Here is a 17,820-nt window from a genome sequence, read left to right as displayed (position 1 = left end):
TGAGGAGACGGATGTGCCGGCTCGTCGGGCGTTCTGGACGTGGTACCTGGACGTGGCGATCCCGCAGGTGCTGGCCGACTGACGCCCACAGGGGGCAGTGCCCGTAGAGGGGTTCGGCCGGGGCGGCAGGGTTCCTGTAAACACGGGCATCTGCCTGGATCCCGAACTACCGCTGTCGGCGCATTGGGCTGGGCTGACCGCCGAGATGAGTACCGTTGGCGGTCGGGCTTCTCCGGGTGCGGCGCACGGAGGAGAATAGGGCGCATGATCGACATGGATGCAGTGGGTCGAGAGGTTGAGGCCGGCCGGGCCGAGCTGGCCGCCAGCGACAAGGCGATCCTGACCCTGGCGACCCGCACGCGGATCTGGAAAGCAATGCTGGACCCCCAGGACGACGAAACGTCATACCGACACCGGATCGAGTTGGATATGATGTGCGTGCGGCACGTTCAGCACGTTTGGGACCGGGCCTTCCCCGGCGATGGCAGGGTCGAGGAGATGCTCACCCTGGCACAGGAGCTCATCGACCAGCAGGCGGACCCAGAACAGGCCGACAGGCGTGCAGACTCCTTCACCGTCCAGATGGACAATGAGGTGAAGAATTTCAATTCCATTACCCAACCTGCATATCTGGTTGCCAATGGGACATCACATATGGTGACGTCTGCTTGTTATCGCAATCCCGACTACGATACCTCAGCCGATGATATTGCAGATGACGATGAGTTGCTTCCGGACTCGCTTGAGACGAGTTACTGTTGTGCTAGCGCTGCCAGCAACGCCCTGAACTGGATGTCGATTGAGAAGACCGATGTGCCTGCTCGTCGGGCGTTCTGGACGTGGTACCTGGATGAGGCGATCCCGCAGGTGCTGACCGACTGATCTACTGGTGGGGCCTGACTAGTGCGGCTCTTTGCTGTCGAGGTTGTTCTTTCCGCCAAGGTGGCGGGACCATACGTCGGCGGGCCGCAGTCGGTCCTGCCGCCCTGTTCGTCGTCGTCAATTGATGGCGTCATGCTGGGCCAGCCCTCCAGATGACCTACACCTGGAGGGCCGTCCCAGCATGACGTGCGGCTGTGGGAGCGGTCCTCTGCGGCCCTGACGGCGTATAAGTCGTTCCAGCTATATCCTGGAACAGGTGCCGATGGATCGAGCGCAACTCATCGAGGTCTCCGGTCGGCCTCACCGGTCGATCCATGAGTTGCACTAGCCGGGCGAACGAAAGGTCGCCCTCGGCTTCGTCGAGAGTGGCCCTTGTACGTGCGCCGACCTTGTTCCTCAGCAGATCTGTCTCGGGGTCAAGGTACGGGTCAACGGGCTCGGTCGAGTCCATAGCGGGCGCGTGCTCGTGCCACCAACTCATCCGAGCTGATGCGACCGGCGACGTACTCCTGGGCATCTTGACGCCCCGCGACTGTCACCGGCAGGCCCTCCATCTGGCCGCTGTGAATCGCCTCAGACACGCGCTGGCCGCGCTCGGCCGCGGTCGTCGTGATCACGACACACCCCTCTCGCTCGCCTTGCAGGTCCACTTTACATAATCCGTCTTGGCATTCGAGGCCTGACAGCTGCTGGACGGCACCAGAATCCCGTTGGCGGCGTGGTTCGAAGCACTCCCGGCCGCTTCTGGGGCGGGTGGAGACCAACAGGCCCCTGCCCGGGCGGCCCCAAGAGCGCTATCCCCGGACGCGACGCGGCAGGCAAGACCCCGGTGGCCAGCACCATCGAGACCCGCGCCCAGCGCGGGCTGGGAGGGGCCCGGTTGCCGGCGGTGTCCAACGTCTCCACAGTGCCCCGCGCTCCGTGATCACTCAGGCGATCGCCCCAGGAACCACCGACCGTCGGCAACCTGATCCCGCCTCAAAACTGATCGTCGACGGCACACCGATACCCTGTCTACCTGGAAGAACCACCCCGAGCGCTAGTCGGGAAAGCGCAAGACCGCCGGGCACAACGCGTCCGGTCGCCTGCACCCTAGCCGGCCACCTGGCCCGGCTCCCGGCCACCCTGCCCGGACGCGCCCACGACACGACCGCATCAGGGCCACCGACCAGCCCGAGCAGGCCCCGGGAAGGGCGAGCAGACCTCCGCCACGTCGGCGGCAAGGGCTGGGCCGAACTGGGAATGATCACCCCAGGCGCTAACCCGCCAACCCGCCAAGCCGCCCCTCCGTCCCGACGACAAGCCCCGGAGCGTCTCCCAATCACGCCGCCAGACAACGATTTTGTTTAATTCCGGCCATACCTCGATGAGGTGATCCCGCAGGTGCTGGCCGGCTGATGGAGGAGCATGCGCTTCCCCTGCCTACGACGCAGGCTCGGGGCTGCCGCGTCCGTGCGGCGAGCGGGTCAAGACGCTTCCCCCGTCCACGGTGCAAGCCCGGGAGTGCCGCCGGGCAGGCTCCCCGCCCGCCGACCGCCCGCCGTGCCGCCGGGCGGGCCGCTCGCCGTCGTCGTGCTTGCCGGGCAGGCTCTCCACCCGCCGACAGCCCGCCGCCCGTCGTGCCGCCGGGCGGGCCCCGCCTGCTCTCCGCCCGCCGGGCCCTCCGCCGACACCGCGCCGACCGCCGTCGGCCACTGACAGGCCACTGACGAGCCACTGACAAGACGGAGCCCGCGGACGCGCGCCCGCCTCGACGCTACGCTGGTGGCCTCACCGGCGAGACGGCCGGCGCCGGGCCTGGCCCCGAGGGCCGCAGGGGCCCCGGCGCCGGCCCGGGCCCGCCGGGCCGGAGACCCCCGCACGCAAGGGATGGGAAGAACAATGCGTGACACAATCAATGTCCGGCTCGCCCCGGGGTGGCAGACGATCACCCTGGAGGACCTGTCCGGACTGCCCGCGGGCCTGCTCGACGCCGCGGGCGACACGGTGCGGTACGTGGCGGCGGCCGTGCCCGCCACCCGCACCTACGCCCCCAACCTCGTGGCCGTGCGCACGACGCTCGCCCCGGACGAGGACCCCGAGGAGGTCCTGGTCGGCTCGGCCCGCGTCATGGCGGACAGCGTCCCCGGCATGCGCATGATCGACGAGTTCCCGGCCGCCGGCAGCCCCGAGGGGCGGCGGCTGCGCAGCGGCATCTACATCCTCGACGACGAGGCCCTGACCCTGTTCCAGGTGGCCTGGCTGGATCGCAGCGCCGAGGGCACCCACCTGTGGACCGTGACCTTCACGTGCGCCACCCGCGAGTTCGGCGCCGTCTCCGAACAGTTCCTGGCCATGAGCGACACCCTGGAGGTGGCGGCATGAGCTCCTTCGACACCGGCCGCGGCATCATCATCCTGGAGGCCGCCCAGTGGGACGTCCTGGAGCGCATGCTCACCGGGCCCGCCGCCGAGCGCGCCACCTACGCGGAAGGCGCCCTGGCCGGTCTGGAGGACCTGGGCGTGATCGACCCCTACGGCCCGACGGAGGCGGCCCGGGGCGTGCTCGCGGGCCTCGTGGCGGCCGACGCCCGGTACGTCCTGCGCCGCCTCGACCCGGCCGATGCGGTGAGCGTGCGCGACCTGGTCATCTTCCTGGCCGCGCCGCGGTGCACCATTGCGCGCTACGACGCCGACGGCGTCCACATCTACGCCTGCGACGACGTCGAGGTCCCCCACATCGCCCTGGCCAACGACCACCTCTACCCCCGGCCCGTGATCGACGACGGCCCCGAGGAGATCTTCGACACCCTCGCCTCCGCCGCGCGCCTGGCGGACATCGAGGCTGCCGTGCGTCTCATGCAGGTCATTGGGCGCAACGGGCCGCGCGCCTCCAGCTTCGTCCGCGACGCCGAGGCCGGGCAGTGGACCATGGTGATGCGCATGCGCCAGGACCGGGACCGGGACGGCTTCACCCTCACCGGGCAGATGCTGACCCTCGGCGTGCGCACCATGCTCTACGAGATCATGGAGCAGCCCGGCCCCCTCACCGACCCCGACGGCACTCCGACGAACATCCCTCTGCGGCCCGTGCTCGGCACCGAGGTCTGGGCCACGATCAGCTCCTGGATATGGGCCATGCCCTGAGGGGCGCCCGCCCCGGCCCGCCTGCGCGCCCGCGCCCTCGTGTTGCGGCTCTGACAGGGAGAGGTCACCCTTGTGGCCATGATTGATAACCCGAACTCATCTGCGGCGGTGGCGGCCGCCCGCGCCGCCCGGCCCGAGCGGGGAGCCGCACCTGCGTCGGTGCCGACCTCAGCGCCGGTGGTCACCGTCGTCGAGCCCGAGGCCTTCGCGCCCCTGGGCCGCCTGGGCGAGTGGCTCTTCGCCGAGGGCGCCTCCCTGCGCATGGTGCGGCCCTGGTCCGGTGACGCGATCCCCGACCTGTCCCAGATCGACGGCGGCCTCGTCGTCCTGGGCGGGGCCATGAGCGCGCATGACGACGTCGAGCACCCCTGGCTGGCGGACCTGCGCGCCCTGCTGCGGGATGCGGTGGCCGAGCGCGTGCCAGCGGTCGCGATCTGCCTGGGCGCCCAGGTCGCCGCCGAGGCGCTGGGCGGGGCCACCGCGGTCCCCTCTCCGCACGGGGGCGAGGGCGGCGTCGTCGAGCTGGAGCTGACCGAGGCCGCCGCGGGCGACGCCGTCTTCTCCGAGATCGTGGACGAGGCCGTGCGCGCCGCGGTGAGGGCCGGCGTCCCCACCCGGGACGGCACCCGGCTGCCCGTCATCGTCTCCCACGACGACGGCGTCGTCCGCCTGCCCCAGGAGGCGACGCTGCTGGCCGCCTCCGCCGGCGCCCCGGTGCAGGCGTGGCGCGCGGGCAAGCTCCTGGCCCTCCAGCACCACCCCGAGTCCACGCCGGCGCGCATCGAGTACTGGCGGGCCCGGTCGGCGGCCCGCGCCCTGGGCGTCGTCGAGGGCGAGGAGGAGGCCGAGGCGCTGCCCGACTCCGAGCTGCCCGCCGAGGCCGTCGAGGCGGGTGCGCGCGCCCGCGCCGACGCCGAGAGGGTCGAGCCGGTCATCCAGGCCTTCGGCAGGGCCCTGGCCCGGATCCTGGTGCGCAACGCGCGGGCCCACGCGGCTCACACCGCCCGCACCGGCCGCGCAGCCGCGGCGCCCGCCGTCGTGCAGGGCTGACGACGGCAAGATCCAGACGTCGAGATAGACATTTTCGGATGAGGTAGACGGCGAAACCGTCTACCTCATCCGAAAATGTCTATCTCGACGGGGCGGGGCCGGCGCGAGGGAGGCCCGGGAGGCCCGGGGGCGGGGCGGCGCAGGCGCGGGGCCGGCGCGGGCCCGCCCTACAGGTCTCCGGCGTCGATAATGTCGTAGCCGTAGCCCTGCTCGGCCAGGAAGCGCTGCCGGTGGGCGGCGAACTCCTGGTCGATCGTGTCGCGGGTGACGACCGTGTAGAAGTGCGCCTGGCGCCCGTCCTCCTTGGGCCGCACGATCCGCCCCAGCCGCTGCGCCTCCTCCTGGCGGGACCCGAAGGAGCCGGACACCTGCACGGCCACGCTGGCGCCCGGCAGGTCGATGGAGAAGTTCGCGACCTTGGAGACCACGAGCGTGCTCACCTCCCCGGCGCGGAAGGCCCCGTAGAGCCGCTGGCGCTCGCGCACCGTGGTGGCCCCGGTGATGAGCGGGGCGTCCAGGTGCTCGGCGAGCTCCTCGAGCTGATCGACGTACTGGCCGATGACCAGCGCGGACTCCCCGCGGTGGCGGGCCAGCAGCTTGTCCACCACCTCCAGCTTGGCGGGTGTGGCGGCCGCCAGACGGTACTTGTCCTCCTTCTCGGCGGTCGCGTAGGCCATCCGCTCCCCGGAGTCCAGGGCGAGGCGCACCTCGGTGCACACGGCCGGGGCGATCCACCCCTGGTTCTCCAGGTCCTTCCAGGGGGCGTCGTAGCGCTTGGGCCCGATCAGGGAGAAGACCTCGTCCTCGCGCCCGTCCTCGCGCACGAGCGTGGCGGTCAGCCCCAGGCGGCGTCTCGCCTGCAGGTCCGCCGTCATGCGGAAGATCGGGGCGGGCAGGAGGTGGACCTCGTCGTAGACGATGAGCCCCCAGTCGTGGGAGTCCAGCAGGTCCAGGTGCGGGTAGACGCCCTTGCGCTTGGTGGTCAGCACCTGGTACGTCGCGATGGTGACGGGCCGGACTTCCTTGCGGGACCCCGAGTACTCGCCGATCTCGTCCGCGGTCAGGGAGGTGAAGCGCATGAGCTCCTCCTTCCACTGGCGGGCCGAGACGGCGTTGGTGACCAGGATGAGCGTCGTCGTCGAGCTCCTCGCCATGACGGCGGCCCCCACCAGGGTCTTGCCGGCCCCGCAGGGCAGGACGACGACGCCGCTGCCCCCCGACCAGAAGCTCTCCACCGCCTCGGCCTGGTAGGGGCGCAGCGCGAAGGCCCCGGGGGCGTGCGACTGCACCCCGGCCGGGTCGTCGCGCAGGGCGATCGGGTGGGCCTCGCCGTCGACGTAGCCGGCCAGGTCCTCCGCGGGCCAGCCCAGCCTGATGAGGACCTGCTTGAGGTGGCCGCGTTCGGAGGGGTGGACGACGACGTCGGCCTCCCCCAGCCGGGTCCCCAGCAGGCCCTGGGTGCGCTTGGAGCGCATGACCTCCTCCAGGACCGGCACGTCCGTGGTGTGCAGGACCAGGCCGTGGGCCGGGTCGGCGACCAGCCGCAGGCGCCCGTAGCGGCCCATGGTCTCGGCGATCTCGGTGAGCAGGGCGTGGGGCACTGGGAAGCGCGAGTAGGTGATCAGGACGTGGACGACGGTCTCGGCGTCCAACCCGGCCGCCCGGGCGTTCCACAGCGCGAGCGGGGTGATCCGGTAGGTGTGGATGTGCTCGGGGGCCCGCTCCAGCTCGGCGAAGGGCGCAATGGCGCGGCGGGCGTCGTCGGCGTCAGGGTGGGCCGCCTCCAGCAGGACCGACTTGTCGGACTGGACGATGAGGGGGCCGTCGGGCGTCGCAGGGGCTGGCATGATACGAAGTATCCCAAGAGCGGTGCCGCTCCCGCCGTGATTCGGGCGATGCATTGTTCACAGCGTTTCCGTGGTTTTGGGTCGCCGCCACGGCCGCGCCCGGGCCGCGGATGGCGGCCATTGCGCCCGGCTGCCGGGGCTCGGGCGCCGGGAGCCGTCGTTCGCGATCAGCCGTTGACCAGGGGCAGGTCGGCCAGGACCGCGCCCAGGGCGAGGAGCCGCCGGGGGAGGAACTCTGCGATCGTGAGCCCGACGACGTCGCCCGCCTCGCCCAGGTCGGCCACGAGCCGGTGGGCCTGTGCGGCGCTCAGTCCCCCGGGAATGAGCCCAAGACCCAGGGGCAGTTCGTCGGAGTCGATCGTGTCGACGTCGAGGTGGATGGCGAGCCTGGAGGCGCCGGTGGAGCGGAACCAGTCGATGAGAGCCCCGCTGTCGGCGCGCAGGTCCTCGGGGCCGAAGACGGCCAGACCCCACTGGGCGACATGGGCGTAGGCGTCGTCCACCCAGTCGTGCAGGCCGGCCAGCGCGATACGGGACGGGTCGATGGCGGCTGGCAGGTGCTCCAGGACCTCGGGGTCGCCCTTGCCCGCCAGGGCGGTCACGGCCATGGCGTGGTAGCCGTCGTAGCCGGTGTCCGGGGTATCGGTGTCGGGGTGGGAGTCGACCCAGACCACGGCCAGGTCCTCCCGGTACTGCGCCGCCAGGTGGGCGAAGGGGGCCACCGACACCGAGCAGTCACCGCCGATGGTGAGGATCCGCCGGGCCTCCGGGTGGGCGCGGATGCGGTCCAGGGCGGCGTCGATGCCGACCAGGACGGCGCTGCGCGACTCGATGCCGCCGGTGGAGCCTTCGGCGCCGTCGGGCCCGGCGAGCTCCTCCAGGGACACCGGCACGATCTCGGTGGGGCCGCCCGACGGCGGGAGCATGGCGGCCAGGGCCCGGGCGCCGGCGACGTAGCCGCGGCGGGCGACCTGGACGGGCAGCTCGGGGACGAGGAGCCCCGCGTTGTCGTAGCCGGCGCCCTGCCACTGCGGCCAGATCAGACGCAGGGCGGCGGGGTCGGTGGCGGCGGGGTAGGACGGCAGGAAGCCCGGGATGATAGGACTGGCCGATGCCGCTGGCTCGGTCGGCTCGGTCGATGCGGTCGGTTCAGCGTCATTGCCCACTCGTCCACTGTAACCGGCGGGCGGCGCGTATGAGTGAGCAATAACGTAGGGATGCGACCGGGATCGTTTCGCTCCGGGGCCGAGCCGCTCGCTTCGGGTCGCCGCGGCGGCCGCGCGGGGCGCCCGCCCCGGGCGTCGGGGGAGCGCCGATCACGCGCAGCTCGCGCTCGTCCGCCTCCGGCGCCCGCCCCGGGCGTCGGGGGAGCGCGCGGGGCGCCCGCCCCGGTGGCGTCCTCCGCGGGTGCCGGGCACGCACAGGGGCACTAGAGTAGTGAAAATGAGCATAGGGGAGCAGTGCGGCGGGGACGAGAAACGCAGCGAACGGAGCCCCCGCGCCCCGACCGCCGGCGGCGCGAGCCTGAAGGACCTCGCCGCGCACCTGGCAGCCCTGCCAGACGCCGACGTCATCGGGCTCTTCACCGCCCGCCCCGACCTGACCACCCCGCCGTCCGCCTCCTTCACCGCGCTCGCCGCCCGGGCCGGCGCGCGCCCCAGCGTGGAGGCGGCCCTGGCGCACCTGGACACCCCCACCCTCGCCGTCGCCGAGGCCGTCGTCGCCCTGGAGGAGCAGGACGCCGACGCCCTGGCCGCGGCGCTCGACCTGGAGCCCGAGGACGTCGCCGCCCGCCTGGAGCGACTCGCCCGGCTCGCCCTGGTGATCGACTCCGGGCCCGTGACCGGCCTGGCCGACGCCTTCGGCCCGCACCCCTTCGGCCTGGGGCCCGCGGCCGTCGACCCGATCGCCCTCCCGCCGCCCCTGTCTGAGCTGCGCGCCGAGGCGGGCAAGGCCTCCGAGGCCGCGCTCGCCATGCTGCGGGCCCTCACGTGGGGGCCGCCCGTGGGCACGCTGCGCGTCGGCGGCAAGGCGCCCGGCGCGGCCGAGCTCGTGCGCCGCGGCTGGCTGGCGTGCGACCACGACACCGCCGGCCGCACCCGTTTCGTCATGCCCCGGCAAGTCGCACTCGCGCTGCGCGGCGGCCGCCTGACCCGCGAGCCCCTCAGGGCACCCGAGCCGGACGACCTGGAGGTCCTGTCCGCCGACGCCGTCGCCGCGGAGGCCACCCGCCACGGTGAGGAGACCGTCCGCCTGGTGGGCGCCCTGCTCGACGAGTGGGGCCGCGAGGGCGGGCCGATCCTGCGCACCGGCGGCGTGGGCGTGCGCGCGCTGGGCCGCACCGCCGAGGTCCTCGGCGTTGAGCCCGCCACCGCCGCCTCGCTCATCGAGGCCGCCGCGGCCACCGGGCTCCTCGGGCTCGACGACGACGGCACCGCCTGGGTGCCCGCCCGCACGGCCGCCGCCTGGCTGAGGGCCGAGCTGCCCGAGCGCTGGGCCGCCCTGGTGGTCGCCTGGCCCGCCAGCGCCCGCACCGCCTGGCTCGTCGGCCGGCGCGGCGACGACGGCATCCTGCGTCCTGTGCTGGGCGCCGACGTCGAGGCGGCCTGGGCCCGCACCCTGCGCCGCCGCGTGCTGAGGCTGCTCGCCTCGCTGCCGGTGGGGACGGCGGTCACCCCGGTGTGGGTGCGGGCCGCGCTGACCTTCGCCAGGCCGCGGCGGCCCGTGCCCGAGGGGGCGGTGACGGCGGTGCTGGCCGAGGCCGAGCAGCTCGGCCTGACCGGGGGCGGGGCGCTGAGCAGCGCCGGGCGCCTCCTGGCCGGATCCTCGCTCTGGGACGACGGCGGCGCCGGACTGAGTGGGTGGGGCGACGATGCCGCCGGCGCCGGAGGCGGCCTCGGGGCCGACGGGCCGGATGACCGGGAGTCGGAGGAGGACCGGCTCCTGGCCCGGCTGGAGGAGGCCCTCGCCGCCGACCTGCCCGACCCAGTCGACATGCTGCTGGTCCAGTCCGACCTCACCGCGATCGTCCCGGGGCGGCCCGTCCCGGCGCTGGCGGCGGTGCTCGAGCGCTGCGCCGTGATCGAGTCGCGCGGCGGGGCCCTGACCGTCCGGTTCACCGCCGACTCGGTGCGCGGGGCCCTGGACGCCGGCTGCTCCGGCGAGGACATTGTCGAGGAGCTGGCGGCCCACAGCCCGACGCCGCTGCCCTCCGCCCTGACGGTCCTGATCGAGGACGCCGTTCGCCGTCACGGTGCTGTGCGCGTGCGCGAGGCCGTCAGCGTGCTGCGCGTGGGGGACCCGGCGGTGGCGGCCGGGATCGTCGGCGACCCGCAGCTGGCCGGCCTGGCGCTGGCGGAGGTCGGCCCCGGCGTGCTGGCCTCGTCGGTGCCGACGGGGCGGGTGCTGCGCGAGCTGCGCTCGGCCGGGCTCGCCCCCGTCCTGGAGGACGCCTCCGGCCGGCTGCTCGTCGCCGGGGAGGCCGAGCGGGCGCGGCGTGGCGGGGTGCGGGCGCCCGAGCCGGCGTACCCCGGCTCGCAGCACTCGGTGCGCCGCCGCCGTCTCGGAAAGCGCGAGCTCGCGGCGCTGGTCTCGCGACTGCGAGCCGGGGAGCAGATGAGCACCGACTCCGGCGTTCCCGCGAGCGCCGCCACCGACCCCGTGCACGCCCTGGCCCTGCTGCGTCAGGCCCAGGCCTCCCGAACGCAGCTGCGGCTGCGGCTGGCCGGGCCGGACGGGGCCGTGCAGGAGCGGCGGGTGCGGGTGCTCGCCGTCGAGCCGGGGCGGGTGCGGATCGCCGACGTCGTGCGCCAGACCGAGCTGACGGTGGCCGTCCACCGGATCGTGTCGGTCAACGGCGAGTAGGCCGGGCGGCCCGCTCTCCTCCATCTCATCCTTTCTTCTTCCTTTCTCTATAACTTCTCTTTTTCTCTTTCCTTCCTTCGCCACCTCTCCCCCTTCGTCGAGATCGGTCCGGTTCCGGCTCGAGATCGGTCCGTTGGGTCTGGCGGGCGTGTTGGCTGGTTGGTGCGGTTGCGTGGGCAGGATCGCCGGCTCCTGCGGCGTCCGCGCATGCCGCCTAGCCTGTATCCGGGTGAGGGCGGGGTGGGTTGTGGGGTGGTCCGCACATGGGAGAGAGGGGGCCCGACGGGGCAGGTGCGGGTTTTCGTTGGAATTATGCGGATCTGCTCCAACCGTCAGGATTGGTTGACGCGCTCCCATGTGCGCAGAGGGGGGTCTGCGCACATGGGAGCGCGTCAACTCGTCGTGACGGAAGTCAGGAAATCGCGGAATCGTGCGGAAAAGTAGGTAGTCGCCTTGGTGAGGCCCCGTCTCCCATGTGCAACCCGTTCGCGCAGCCCCTCAGGGCGAGCGTATTTCCCGCAGCCCCACGGCGCAGACGCGTTCCTTCGTTCCCAGTCCCGGACGCCGCACCGGGTCACGGCCCGCCCCACAGGCGCTCATCCGTGCGCCTCGATGAACCAGGCGCTCGCGGGGCGGTGGGGGCCACCTACCGCATTCCCCACCGGCGGCCCACTGATCGCAACGGCGATCTCGGTGCGGAAGTGAACCGATCTCGAGCCGGAACCGAACCGATCTCGGCGAGGAGAGCGCGGTATCTGAAGGCCATTGTCGATGACGCTCATGCTCTGGCGGCCGAGGCCGCCGCCGTTGCGGCCCGCCCGGAGCCCTCGGGCCGCAACGGGCTCGATAGGGTCCGCCGCGACCTCAGGGCTGTGCGACGCGCGCTCGCGGGCCTCCTGGAACCGGTTGAGCGGCCCCGCCGGGGCGCCTCTACACTGGGCGGGTGACTGACGCAGCGACAGATGCATCAACCGCGACCGGCTCCGGGGGCTCCGCAGTCCCGAAGGGGGCGCCGGATCAGGCCGACGTCGAACGGCCCGGCTCCCTGCCGACCAAGGCGGAGAGCACGGCGGCCGCCAAGGACCGGACCCTAACCTCCCCGGCCGCCGTCGAGCGCGCCCGGGAGGCGCTGTACGAGATCACCGAGCCGCTGGCGGTGGGCGAGCACACGGCCGCCAAGCTGCAGGCCGAGCGCCTGGTCACCCACCTGTTCGAGTGCAACCTGGCCGGCTACGACGGCTGGCGCTGGGCGGTGACCATGGCGCGGCCGCCGCGCAGCCGCACCGCGACGGTCTGCGAGCTGGAGCTCCTGCCGGGCGAGGGCGCTCTCCTCGCCCCGCCGTGGGTGCCCTGGGCTGATCGTCTCCGCTCCGGTGACATCGGCCGCTCCGACCGCCTGCCCAGGCGCGAGACCGACGAGCGCCTCGAGCCCGGCTGGGAGGCCGCGGGCGAGGAGGGCGACACGATCGCCCTGGACGAGCTCGACCTGGGCCGTGCCCGCGTGCTCAGCCCCGAGGGCATCCGGCAGGCCGCCCAGCGGTGGTACGACAGCGAGCACGGCCCGGACGCCGACGGCGTCCGCAAGGCGCACGCGAGCTGCTCGACCTGCGGGTTCCTCCTGCCCATCGCCGGGCGGATGCGTCATGTCTTCGGGGTGTGCGCCAACGAGCTGGCGATCGACGACGGCCGGGTCGTGTCCCTCGACCACGGCTGCGGGGCCCACTCCGAGACCGATCTGCCGGACCAGGGGCCCGAGTGGCCGGTGACGCCGTCGTACATGGATGACAGGGCCTTGGAGCCGCTGGGCACCGACGGCGCCTCAATCCGCGGCGGCCGCGGCCAGGCCGCCGAGCGGGCCGATGCCGAGGCTGCTGCCGGGGACGAGAGCGCTTCCGGGGCCGCGGGCGCGCCCGATGTCGAGGAGGAGCCGGCCACCGGGAGGGCCGGGCGAGCGCCCGCGAAGGCGGGGAAGAGCCCGGGCAGGAGGCGCGCGCGCCGCTCCCGCGGGGCGATGGCGCTGGTGCCGGCCCCAGGCAAGAGCGCGCCGGATGCGGACGAGGAGACGGAGAAGCCGAGAAGGCCCGAGAAGCCGGAGAAGTCGGTCGAGAACCCCGTCACGCCCCAGGAGGAGCCTGCGCGCACGTCCCGCTCGCGGCGCCCTGCCCGCACCCGCAGGACGACGGCGCCGCGGGAGGACGCCTCCGAGGCGCCGCGGAGGCCCTCGGCCGCAGACGAGCCCGCCGAGCGGGCGGCCGCCGCCCGCGATGCCGTGGCGAGCCTGACGGCCAGGCCGCCGGAGCACGGCGCCGCACCCGAGGCCGAGGGGCCCACGACCCTGGCCGAGCTGGAAGCCCGTCTGCCCGGTCGAGATCGGTCGTAATCCGCGCCGAGACCGGTCCAGTTCCGCGCCGAGACCGGTCCGGGGCGACGGCGCGAGCGGCCCCGACCCGGACCTCCGTCAACGGATGACCAGGGCCTCCAGGCCGCTGACCGGCTCGCCGGGCGGCGTCGCGTCGACCGCAGCCGCGTTGGCGATGATCCGCTCCACCGCCCCGACCACGCGGCCCCCGGCGGCGTGCGGGGTGAGCAGCAGGTTCGGTGCGTCCCAGAGCGTCGAGCCGGCGGGCAGGGGCTCGGGGTCGGTGACGTCGATCCCCGCCCCGCTGATGGTGCCCGAGCGCAGGGCCGCCTCCAGGGCGGCCTGATCGACCGTCGTGCCGCGGCCCACATTGACCACGACGGCGCGGCGCGGCAGCAGCGCGAGCCGCTCGGCGCTCAGCGCCCCCGCGGTCTGTGGCGTGCTCGGCAGCACCATGACCAGCAGGTCGGTCTGCGGCAGGGCCGACTCGATGTCGCAGGCCGCGATGACCTCGAAGCCGGCCCGATCCCCGGCCGAGCGCGCCACCCCGCGCACGCTCGCCCCGAAGGCGGTCAGCAGGCGGGCCGTGGCGGCCCCGATCGCCCCGAAGCCCCATACGAGCGTGCGCGCCTGGTACAGGGTCGTCAGGCGCTGCGGGTCGTGGATCGGGTGGGCCCCGCCCAGGGCCCGGTCCCACTCGTGGCGGTCGGCCGCGCGCACCGCCGTCGGCAGGGAGCGCACGCAGCCCAGCGCCAGGGCGGCCGCGTGCTCGGCCACCGTGCGGTCGTGGAAGTGGCGCCCCGAGGTGATCGCCACCGAGTCCGGGAAGCCGGCGGCCAGGACGTTGTCCGGCCCCGCGGCCAGCGTCTGGATCCAGCGCAGGCGGGTGAGGTAGCCGGGCATCTGCGCCAGGACGTCGGCGCGCCCCGGCCCGCCGCCGCCCCACAGGACCATGCCCTCGGCGTCGCGGTGCTCGGCCGGGACGGGCTCGACCTCGCTGAACAGGACGACGTCGTGACCGGCGGCGCGGATGGGGGAGGGGTCGATGTAACCGGCATCGGTCAGGAGGATCTTCATGCCCCCAGCCTCCCACGACGCCGGCGGCCTCGTCCCGGCGCCGAGCAGGAGAGGCGACGACGGCGATCCGGGGGCCGCGACCACCGCCGGACCGACGCGCCGGGCCGGGGCGACCCGCTCGCCGCTGTGGCGGCCCGTTCTGGTCCCGATCGCCCTCCGCGCCGGGCCGGGGCGACCGTCGCAGGACCGAGATGTCCGCACAGCGGGCGTGCCGCGCGCCCGCCCGGTCTCATCTGAAAGGATCGGGTTGTGAGTACGCACACCCCCACATCCCAGAAAGCGGCCTCCCGCGGCTCGGTCTTCGACTCCTTCTTCCACATCACCGAGCGCGGCTCGACGCTCGCCCGCGAGATCCGCGGCGGCGTCGTCACGTTCTTCACGATGGCCTACATCCTCGTGCTCAACCCGCTCATCCTGTCCACCCCGCACGAGGGCGTCGCGCCGCTGGGCACCACCGAGCAGATCGCCGCCGGCACCGCCCTGATCGCCGGCGTCATGACGATCCTCATGGGCCTGGTCGCCAACTACCCGATGGCCCTGGCGGCGGGGCTGGGCATCAACGCGATGGTCGCCTACACGCTCGTGGGCACCAGCGGCATGACCTATGCCGACGCCATGGGGCTGATCGTCCTCGAGGGCATCATTATCCTCGTCCTGGTCCTCACCGGCTTCCGCGAGGCCGTCTTCAGGGCGGTCCCCGCTCATATCAAGACCGCCATCAGCGTGGGCATCGGCCTGTTCATCGCCCTGATCGGCCTGGTGGACGCCAAGGTGGTCCGCGCCGGGGGCACGCCGCTGGAGCTGGGACTGGGCGGCTCGTTGCAGGGCTGGCCCGTGCTCGTATTCCTCTTCGGCCTGTTCCTCATGATCATCCTCCACGTGCGCCAGGTGAAGGGCTCCATCCTCATCGGCATCGTCGCCTCCACCGTGCTCGCGGCCGTCATCGAGGCCGCCGCCCACCTGGGAGCCTTCGACGCGCAGACCAACCCGACGGGCTGGTCCCTGTCTGTCCCCTCCCTGTCCGGCTCCCCGGTCGAGCTTCCGGACCCGGCGACGCTGGGGCACTTCAGCCTGCTGGGATCCCTGGACAGGGTCGGCGTCGTGAGCGTCGTCCTGCTCGTCTTCTCCCTGCTGCTCGCCGACTTCTTCGACACCATGGGCACCATGGTCGCCATCGGCGCCGAGGGCGACCTCCTCGGCGAGGACGGCACCCCGCCGAGGACCCGCGAGATCCTCGTCGTCGACTCCCTGGCCGCGATCGCGGGCGGCCTGGGCGGCGTGTCCTCCAACACCTCCTACGTCGAGTCCGCCGCGGGCGTGGGCGAGGGGGCGCGCACCGGCCTGGCCTCCGTGGTCACCGGCGTCTTGTTCCTGCTGAGCATGTTCCTCGCGCCGGTCGTCTCGATGGTGCCCTACGAGGCCGCCACCCCGGCCCTGGTCATTGTCGGCTTCCTCATGATGACCCAGGTGACCGATATCGAGTGGAAGTCCCCGGAGATCGCCCTGCCGGCCTTCATCACCATCATTATGATGCCTTTCTCCTACTCGATCACCAACGGCATCGGCGCGGGCTTCATCGCCTACCTGGTCGTCCAGCTGGCGCGCGGGCGGGTCAAGGAGATCCACCCGCTCATGTGGGTGGCCTCCCTGATGTTCATCATCTACTTCACGCTCACGCCCATCAAGGCGATCCTCGGGGTCGCCTGAGCCGACGACGGCGAGCGCCTCGGGGCGCGCCCGCCCGCCTCCCCCTCACCGAGATCGGTTCACTTCCGGCTCGAGATCGGCGCGGAACCGAACCGATCTCGACGGAGGGGAGCCGCGGGCCGGGCCTGCGCCCTGTTGGAATCGATCATCCATGCGACCTCGACATGCTGGTCGCCGACGACGTACCGGGTTGAAAGACGGCCGCCGGCTGCCGTCACGCGCTCGCGCCGCGGTGCGCCCCCGTCGGACCGACGCGGGCGTAAAATCAACCGATCCACACAATCACGCGCGCGTCCCGCGGGAGCGCGGAGCCCAGCGCCGGGCACCGGCTGCGCGTCGACGGACACCGATCGTGCGCCCCTGCCCCTCACTGGGCCCGGCCCACTGCCGGCCGGCGCCGACCCCGTCGTCGGACGCGGGCCCGCCCGCTGCGCGCACGTCAACAGAAAACGGAGCCGTCGTCCACCGTGAGCCGCATCTTCGAGTCGCTGAAGTTCCACAACTACCGCGTCTGGTTCTTCGCCGCCCTTGTGACCAACACCGGCACGTGGATGCAGCGCGTGGCCCAGGACTGGCTCGTGCTGCGCATCCTCACCAACGACTCCGCCGCCGCCACGGGGACCACGACCGCCCTCCAGTTCCTGCCGGCCCTGCTGCTGAGCGCGCACGCCGGGCTCGTCGCCGACCGCGTGGACCAGCGCCGGTTCCTGGTGGCCACCCAGAGTGTCATGGGGGTCGTCTCGGCCCTCCTGGCCGCCGACGTCCTGGCGGGGCGCGCCCAGCTGTGGCACGTCTACCTCGCGGCCCTCGCCACCGGCGTGGCCAGCGCCTACGACGCCCCCGCCCGTCAGATCTTCGTGGCGCGAATGGTGCCCTCGGGCGACCTCGCCAACGCCGTCGGCCTGAACTCCGCCTCCTTCAACGCCGCCCGCCTGCTGGGGCCCGCGGCCGCCGGCCTGGTGATCGCCTGGGTCGGGGCGGGCTGGGTGTTCGTGATCAACGCGCTCACCTTCCTCTTCCCGGCCCTGGCGCTGGTGACCATGCGCGTCGCCGAGCTCTACGATCTGCCCCGCGCCGCCCGCGCCAAGGGGCAGGTGCGCGAGGGGCTGGCCTACGTGCGCCACCGCGGCGACCTCATGGTCATTATCGTGGTCATCTCGGTGGTCTCGATGCTCACGCTGAACTTCCAGGTCACCATGGCCGCCATGGTGCGCAGCGCCTTCGACCTGGAGTCCGAGGCCTACGGCACGGTCTCCTCGGTCTTCGCCGTCGGCTCGCTGGCCGGCGCGCTGTGGGCGGCGCGGCGCCGCTGCCCGCGGGTGCGCACGGTGGTGGGCGCCGTCCTCCTCCTGGGGGTCTTCACACTGGTCATGGCCGTCATGCCGACCTACTGGCTCTTCGCCGCCTCCACGGTGCCGGTGGGGCTGTGCGTGCTCACCGTCCTGACCGGCGCCAATCAGACGGTGCAGCTGACGACCGCGCCGGAGGTGCGCGGGCGCGTCATGAGCCTGTACATGATGTGCCTGCTGGGCGTGACGCCGATTGGTGCGCCGCTGATCGGGTGGGTCTCGGACACCTGGGGGCCGCGCATGTCCCTGGCGGTGGGCGGGGCCGCGGCCGTCGTCGTCGCCCTGGTCGCCGTCGTGTGGGCCCGGCGCCACTGGCACGTGAGCCTGTACCCCACCACCCGCACCCACCTGCTGGGCGGCGGGCCCGGGCGCCGGGAGGGCGGGGACGACGCCGCCGGGTGAGCCGGGCCCGGCGTCGTGCGGGAGGCCGGTTCCGGCCCCATGCTGCGAGGCGGCTCGATGGCGCCCGGATATCCTGGAACCAGGGGCGCGGGACGGCTGGGACCCGCCGTCCGTGCGAGGCCCGCACAGCGTCGTCGAATCGTGAGGAGGCCCTGGCC

Annotated in this window: 12 protein-coding genes; 8 read left to right on the top strand and 4 right to left on the bottom strand. The window is 73.1% G+C overall.

The window, feature by feature from the left end:
- The first annotated feature begins 264 nt into the window (after positions 1–264).
- A complete protein-coding gene (locus O145_RS04020) occupies positions 265–882 on the top strand; it encodes an Imm5 family immunity protein (RefSeq protein WP_169740316.1) in 618 nt (205 codons plus the stop codon).
- A 428-nt stretch (positions 883–1,310) separates the two neighbouring features.
- On the opposite strand, the gene O145_RS04015 is transcribed toward O145_RS04020, so the two are convergent.
- Positions 1,311–1,499, bottom strand: coding sequence for an antitoxin VbhA family protein (locus O145_RS04015; RefSeq protein ID WP_043560065.1), 189 nt, complete (start codon positions 1,497–1,499; stop codon positions 1,311–1,313).
- Between the two features lie 1,264 nt (positions 1,500–2,763).
- On the opposite strand from O145_RS04015, the gene O145_RS04010 reads away from it, so the two are divergent.
- From O145_RS04010 to O145_RS04000, 3 genes are all read left to right on the top strand, one after another.
- Positions 2,764–3,246 carry a DcrB/PsbP domain-containing protein gene (locus tag O145_RS04010; protein ID WP_043560005.1) on the top strand — a complete coding sequence of 161 codons (483 nt, stop codon included), beginning with the start codon at positions 2,764–2,766 and terminating at the stop codon, positions 3,244–3,246.
- Positions 3,243–4,007 (top strand): hypothetical protein, encoded by a 765-nt coding sequence (locus tag O145_RS04005; RefSeq protein ID WP_043560003.1) that lies wholly within the window; start codon positions 3,243–3,245, stop codon positions 4,005–4,007. The genes O145_RS04010 and O145_RS04005 overlap by 4 nt, the downstream gene beginning before the upstream one ends.
- A gap of 78 nt (positions 4,008–4,085) precedes the next feature.
- Positions 4,086–5,057, top strand: coding sequence for a type 1 glutamine amidotransferase (locus O145_RS04000; RefSeq protein WP_043560063.1), 972 nt, complete (start codon positions 4,086–4,088; stop codon positions 5,055–5,057).
- Between the two features lie 167 nt (positions 5,058–5,224).
- On the opposite strand, the gene O145_RS03995 is transcribed toward O145_RS04000, so the two are convergent.
- Together O145_RS03995 and O145_RS03990 are read right to left on the bottom strand one after the other, a co-directional pair.
- On the bottom strand, positions 5,225–6,904 hold the full coding sequence (locus O145_RS03995) for a DNA repair helicase XPB (RefSeq protein ID WP_043560000.1): 1,680 nt from the start codon (positions 6,902–6,904) through the stop codon (positions 5,225–5,227).
- 167 nt (positions 6,905–7,071) lie between these two features.
- Positions 7,072–8,070, bottom strand: coding sequence for an arginase family protein (locus tag O145_RS03990; RefSeq protein ID WP_229118333.1), 999 nt, complete (start codon positions 8,068–8,070; stop codon positions 7,072–7,074).
- A gap of 277 nt (positions 8,071–8,347) precedes the next feature.
- Here O145_RS03990 and O145_RS03985 point away from each other — a divergent pair, with 277 nt between their 5' ends.
- Both O145_RS03985 and O145_RS03980 read left to right on the top strand, forming a co-directional pair.
- Positions 8,348–10,768 (top strand): helicase-associated domain-containing protein, encoded by a 2,421-nt coding sequence (locus O145_RS03985; RefSeq protein WP_043559998.1) that lies wholly within the window; start codon positions 8,348–8,350, stop codon positions 10,766–10,768.
- 943 nt (positions 10,769–11,711) lie between these two features.
- Complete coding sequence (locus O145_RS03980; RefSeq protein WP_229118332.1) at positions 11,712–13,148, top strand: DUF3027 domain-containing protein; 1,437 nt, start codon at positions 11,712–11,714, stop codon at positions 13,146–13,148.
- A gap of 78 nt (positions 13,149–13,226) precedes the next feature.
- Here O145_RS03980 and O145_RS03975 read toward each other — a convergent pair whose 3' ends face one another.
- On the bottom strand, positions 13,227–14,204 hold the full coding sequence (locus O145_RS03975; RefSeq protein WP_043559996.1) for an NAD(P)-dependent oxidoreductase: 978 nt from the start codon (positions 14,202–14,204) through the stop codon (positions 13,227–13,229).
- 249 nt (positions 14,205–14,453) lie between these two features.
- Between O145_RS03975 and O145_RS03970 the strand changes: the two genes are divergently transcribed.
- Together O145_RS03970 and O145_RS03965 are read left to right on the top strand one after the other, a co-directional pair.
- Complete coding sequence (locus O145_RS03970) at positions 14,454–15,911, top strand: NCS2 family permease (protein ID WP_043559994.1); 1,458 nt, start codon at positions 14,454–14,456, stop codon at positions 15,909–15,911.
- A gap of 467 nt (positions 15,912–16,378) precedes the next feature.
- Entirely contained in the window at positions 16,379–17,662 is a 1,284-nt protein-coding gene (locus tag O145_RS03965) for an MFS transporter (RefSeq protein ID WP_043559991.1), read from the top strand.
- Positions 17,663–17,820 lie beyond the last annotated feature (158 nt).

It is taken from the genome of Actinomyces israelii DSM 43320 (genome assembly GCF_000711965.1).
Taxonomy (GTDB): Bacteria; Actinomycetota; Actinomycetes; order Actinomycetales; family Actinomycetaceae; genus Actinomyces; species Actinomyces israelii.
The sequence above is the reverse complement of the archived record's forward strand: the minus strand, read 5'-3'. Positions and strand labels throughout refer to the sequence as shown.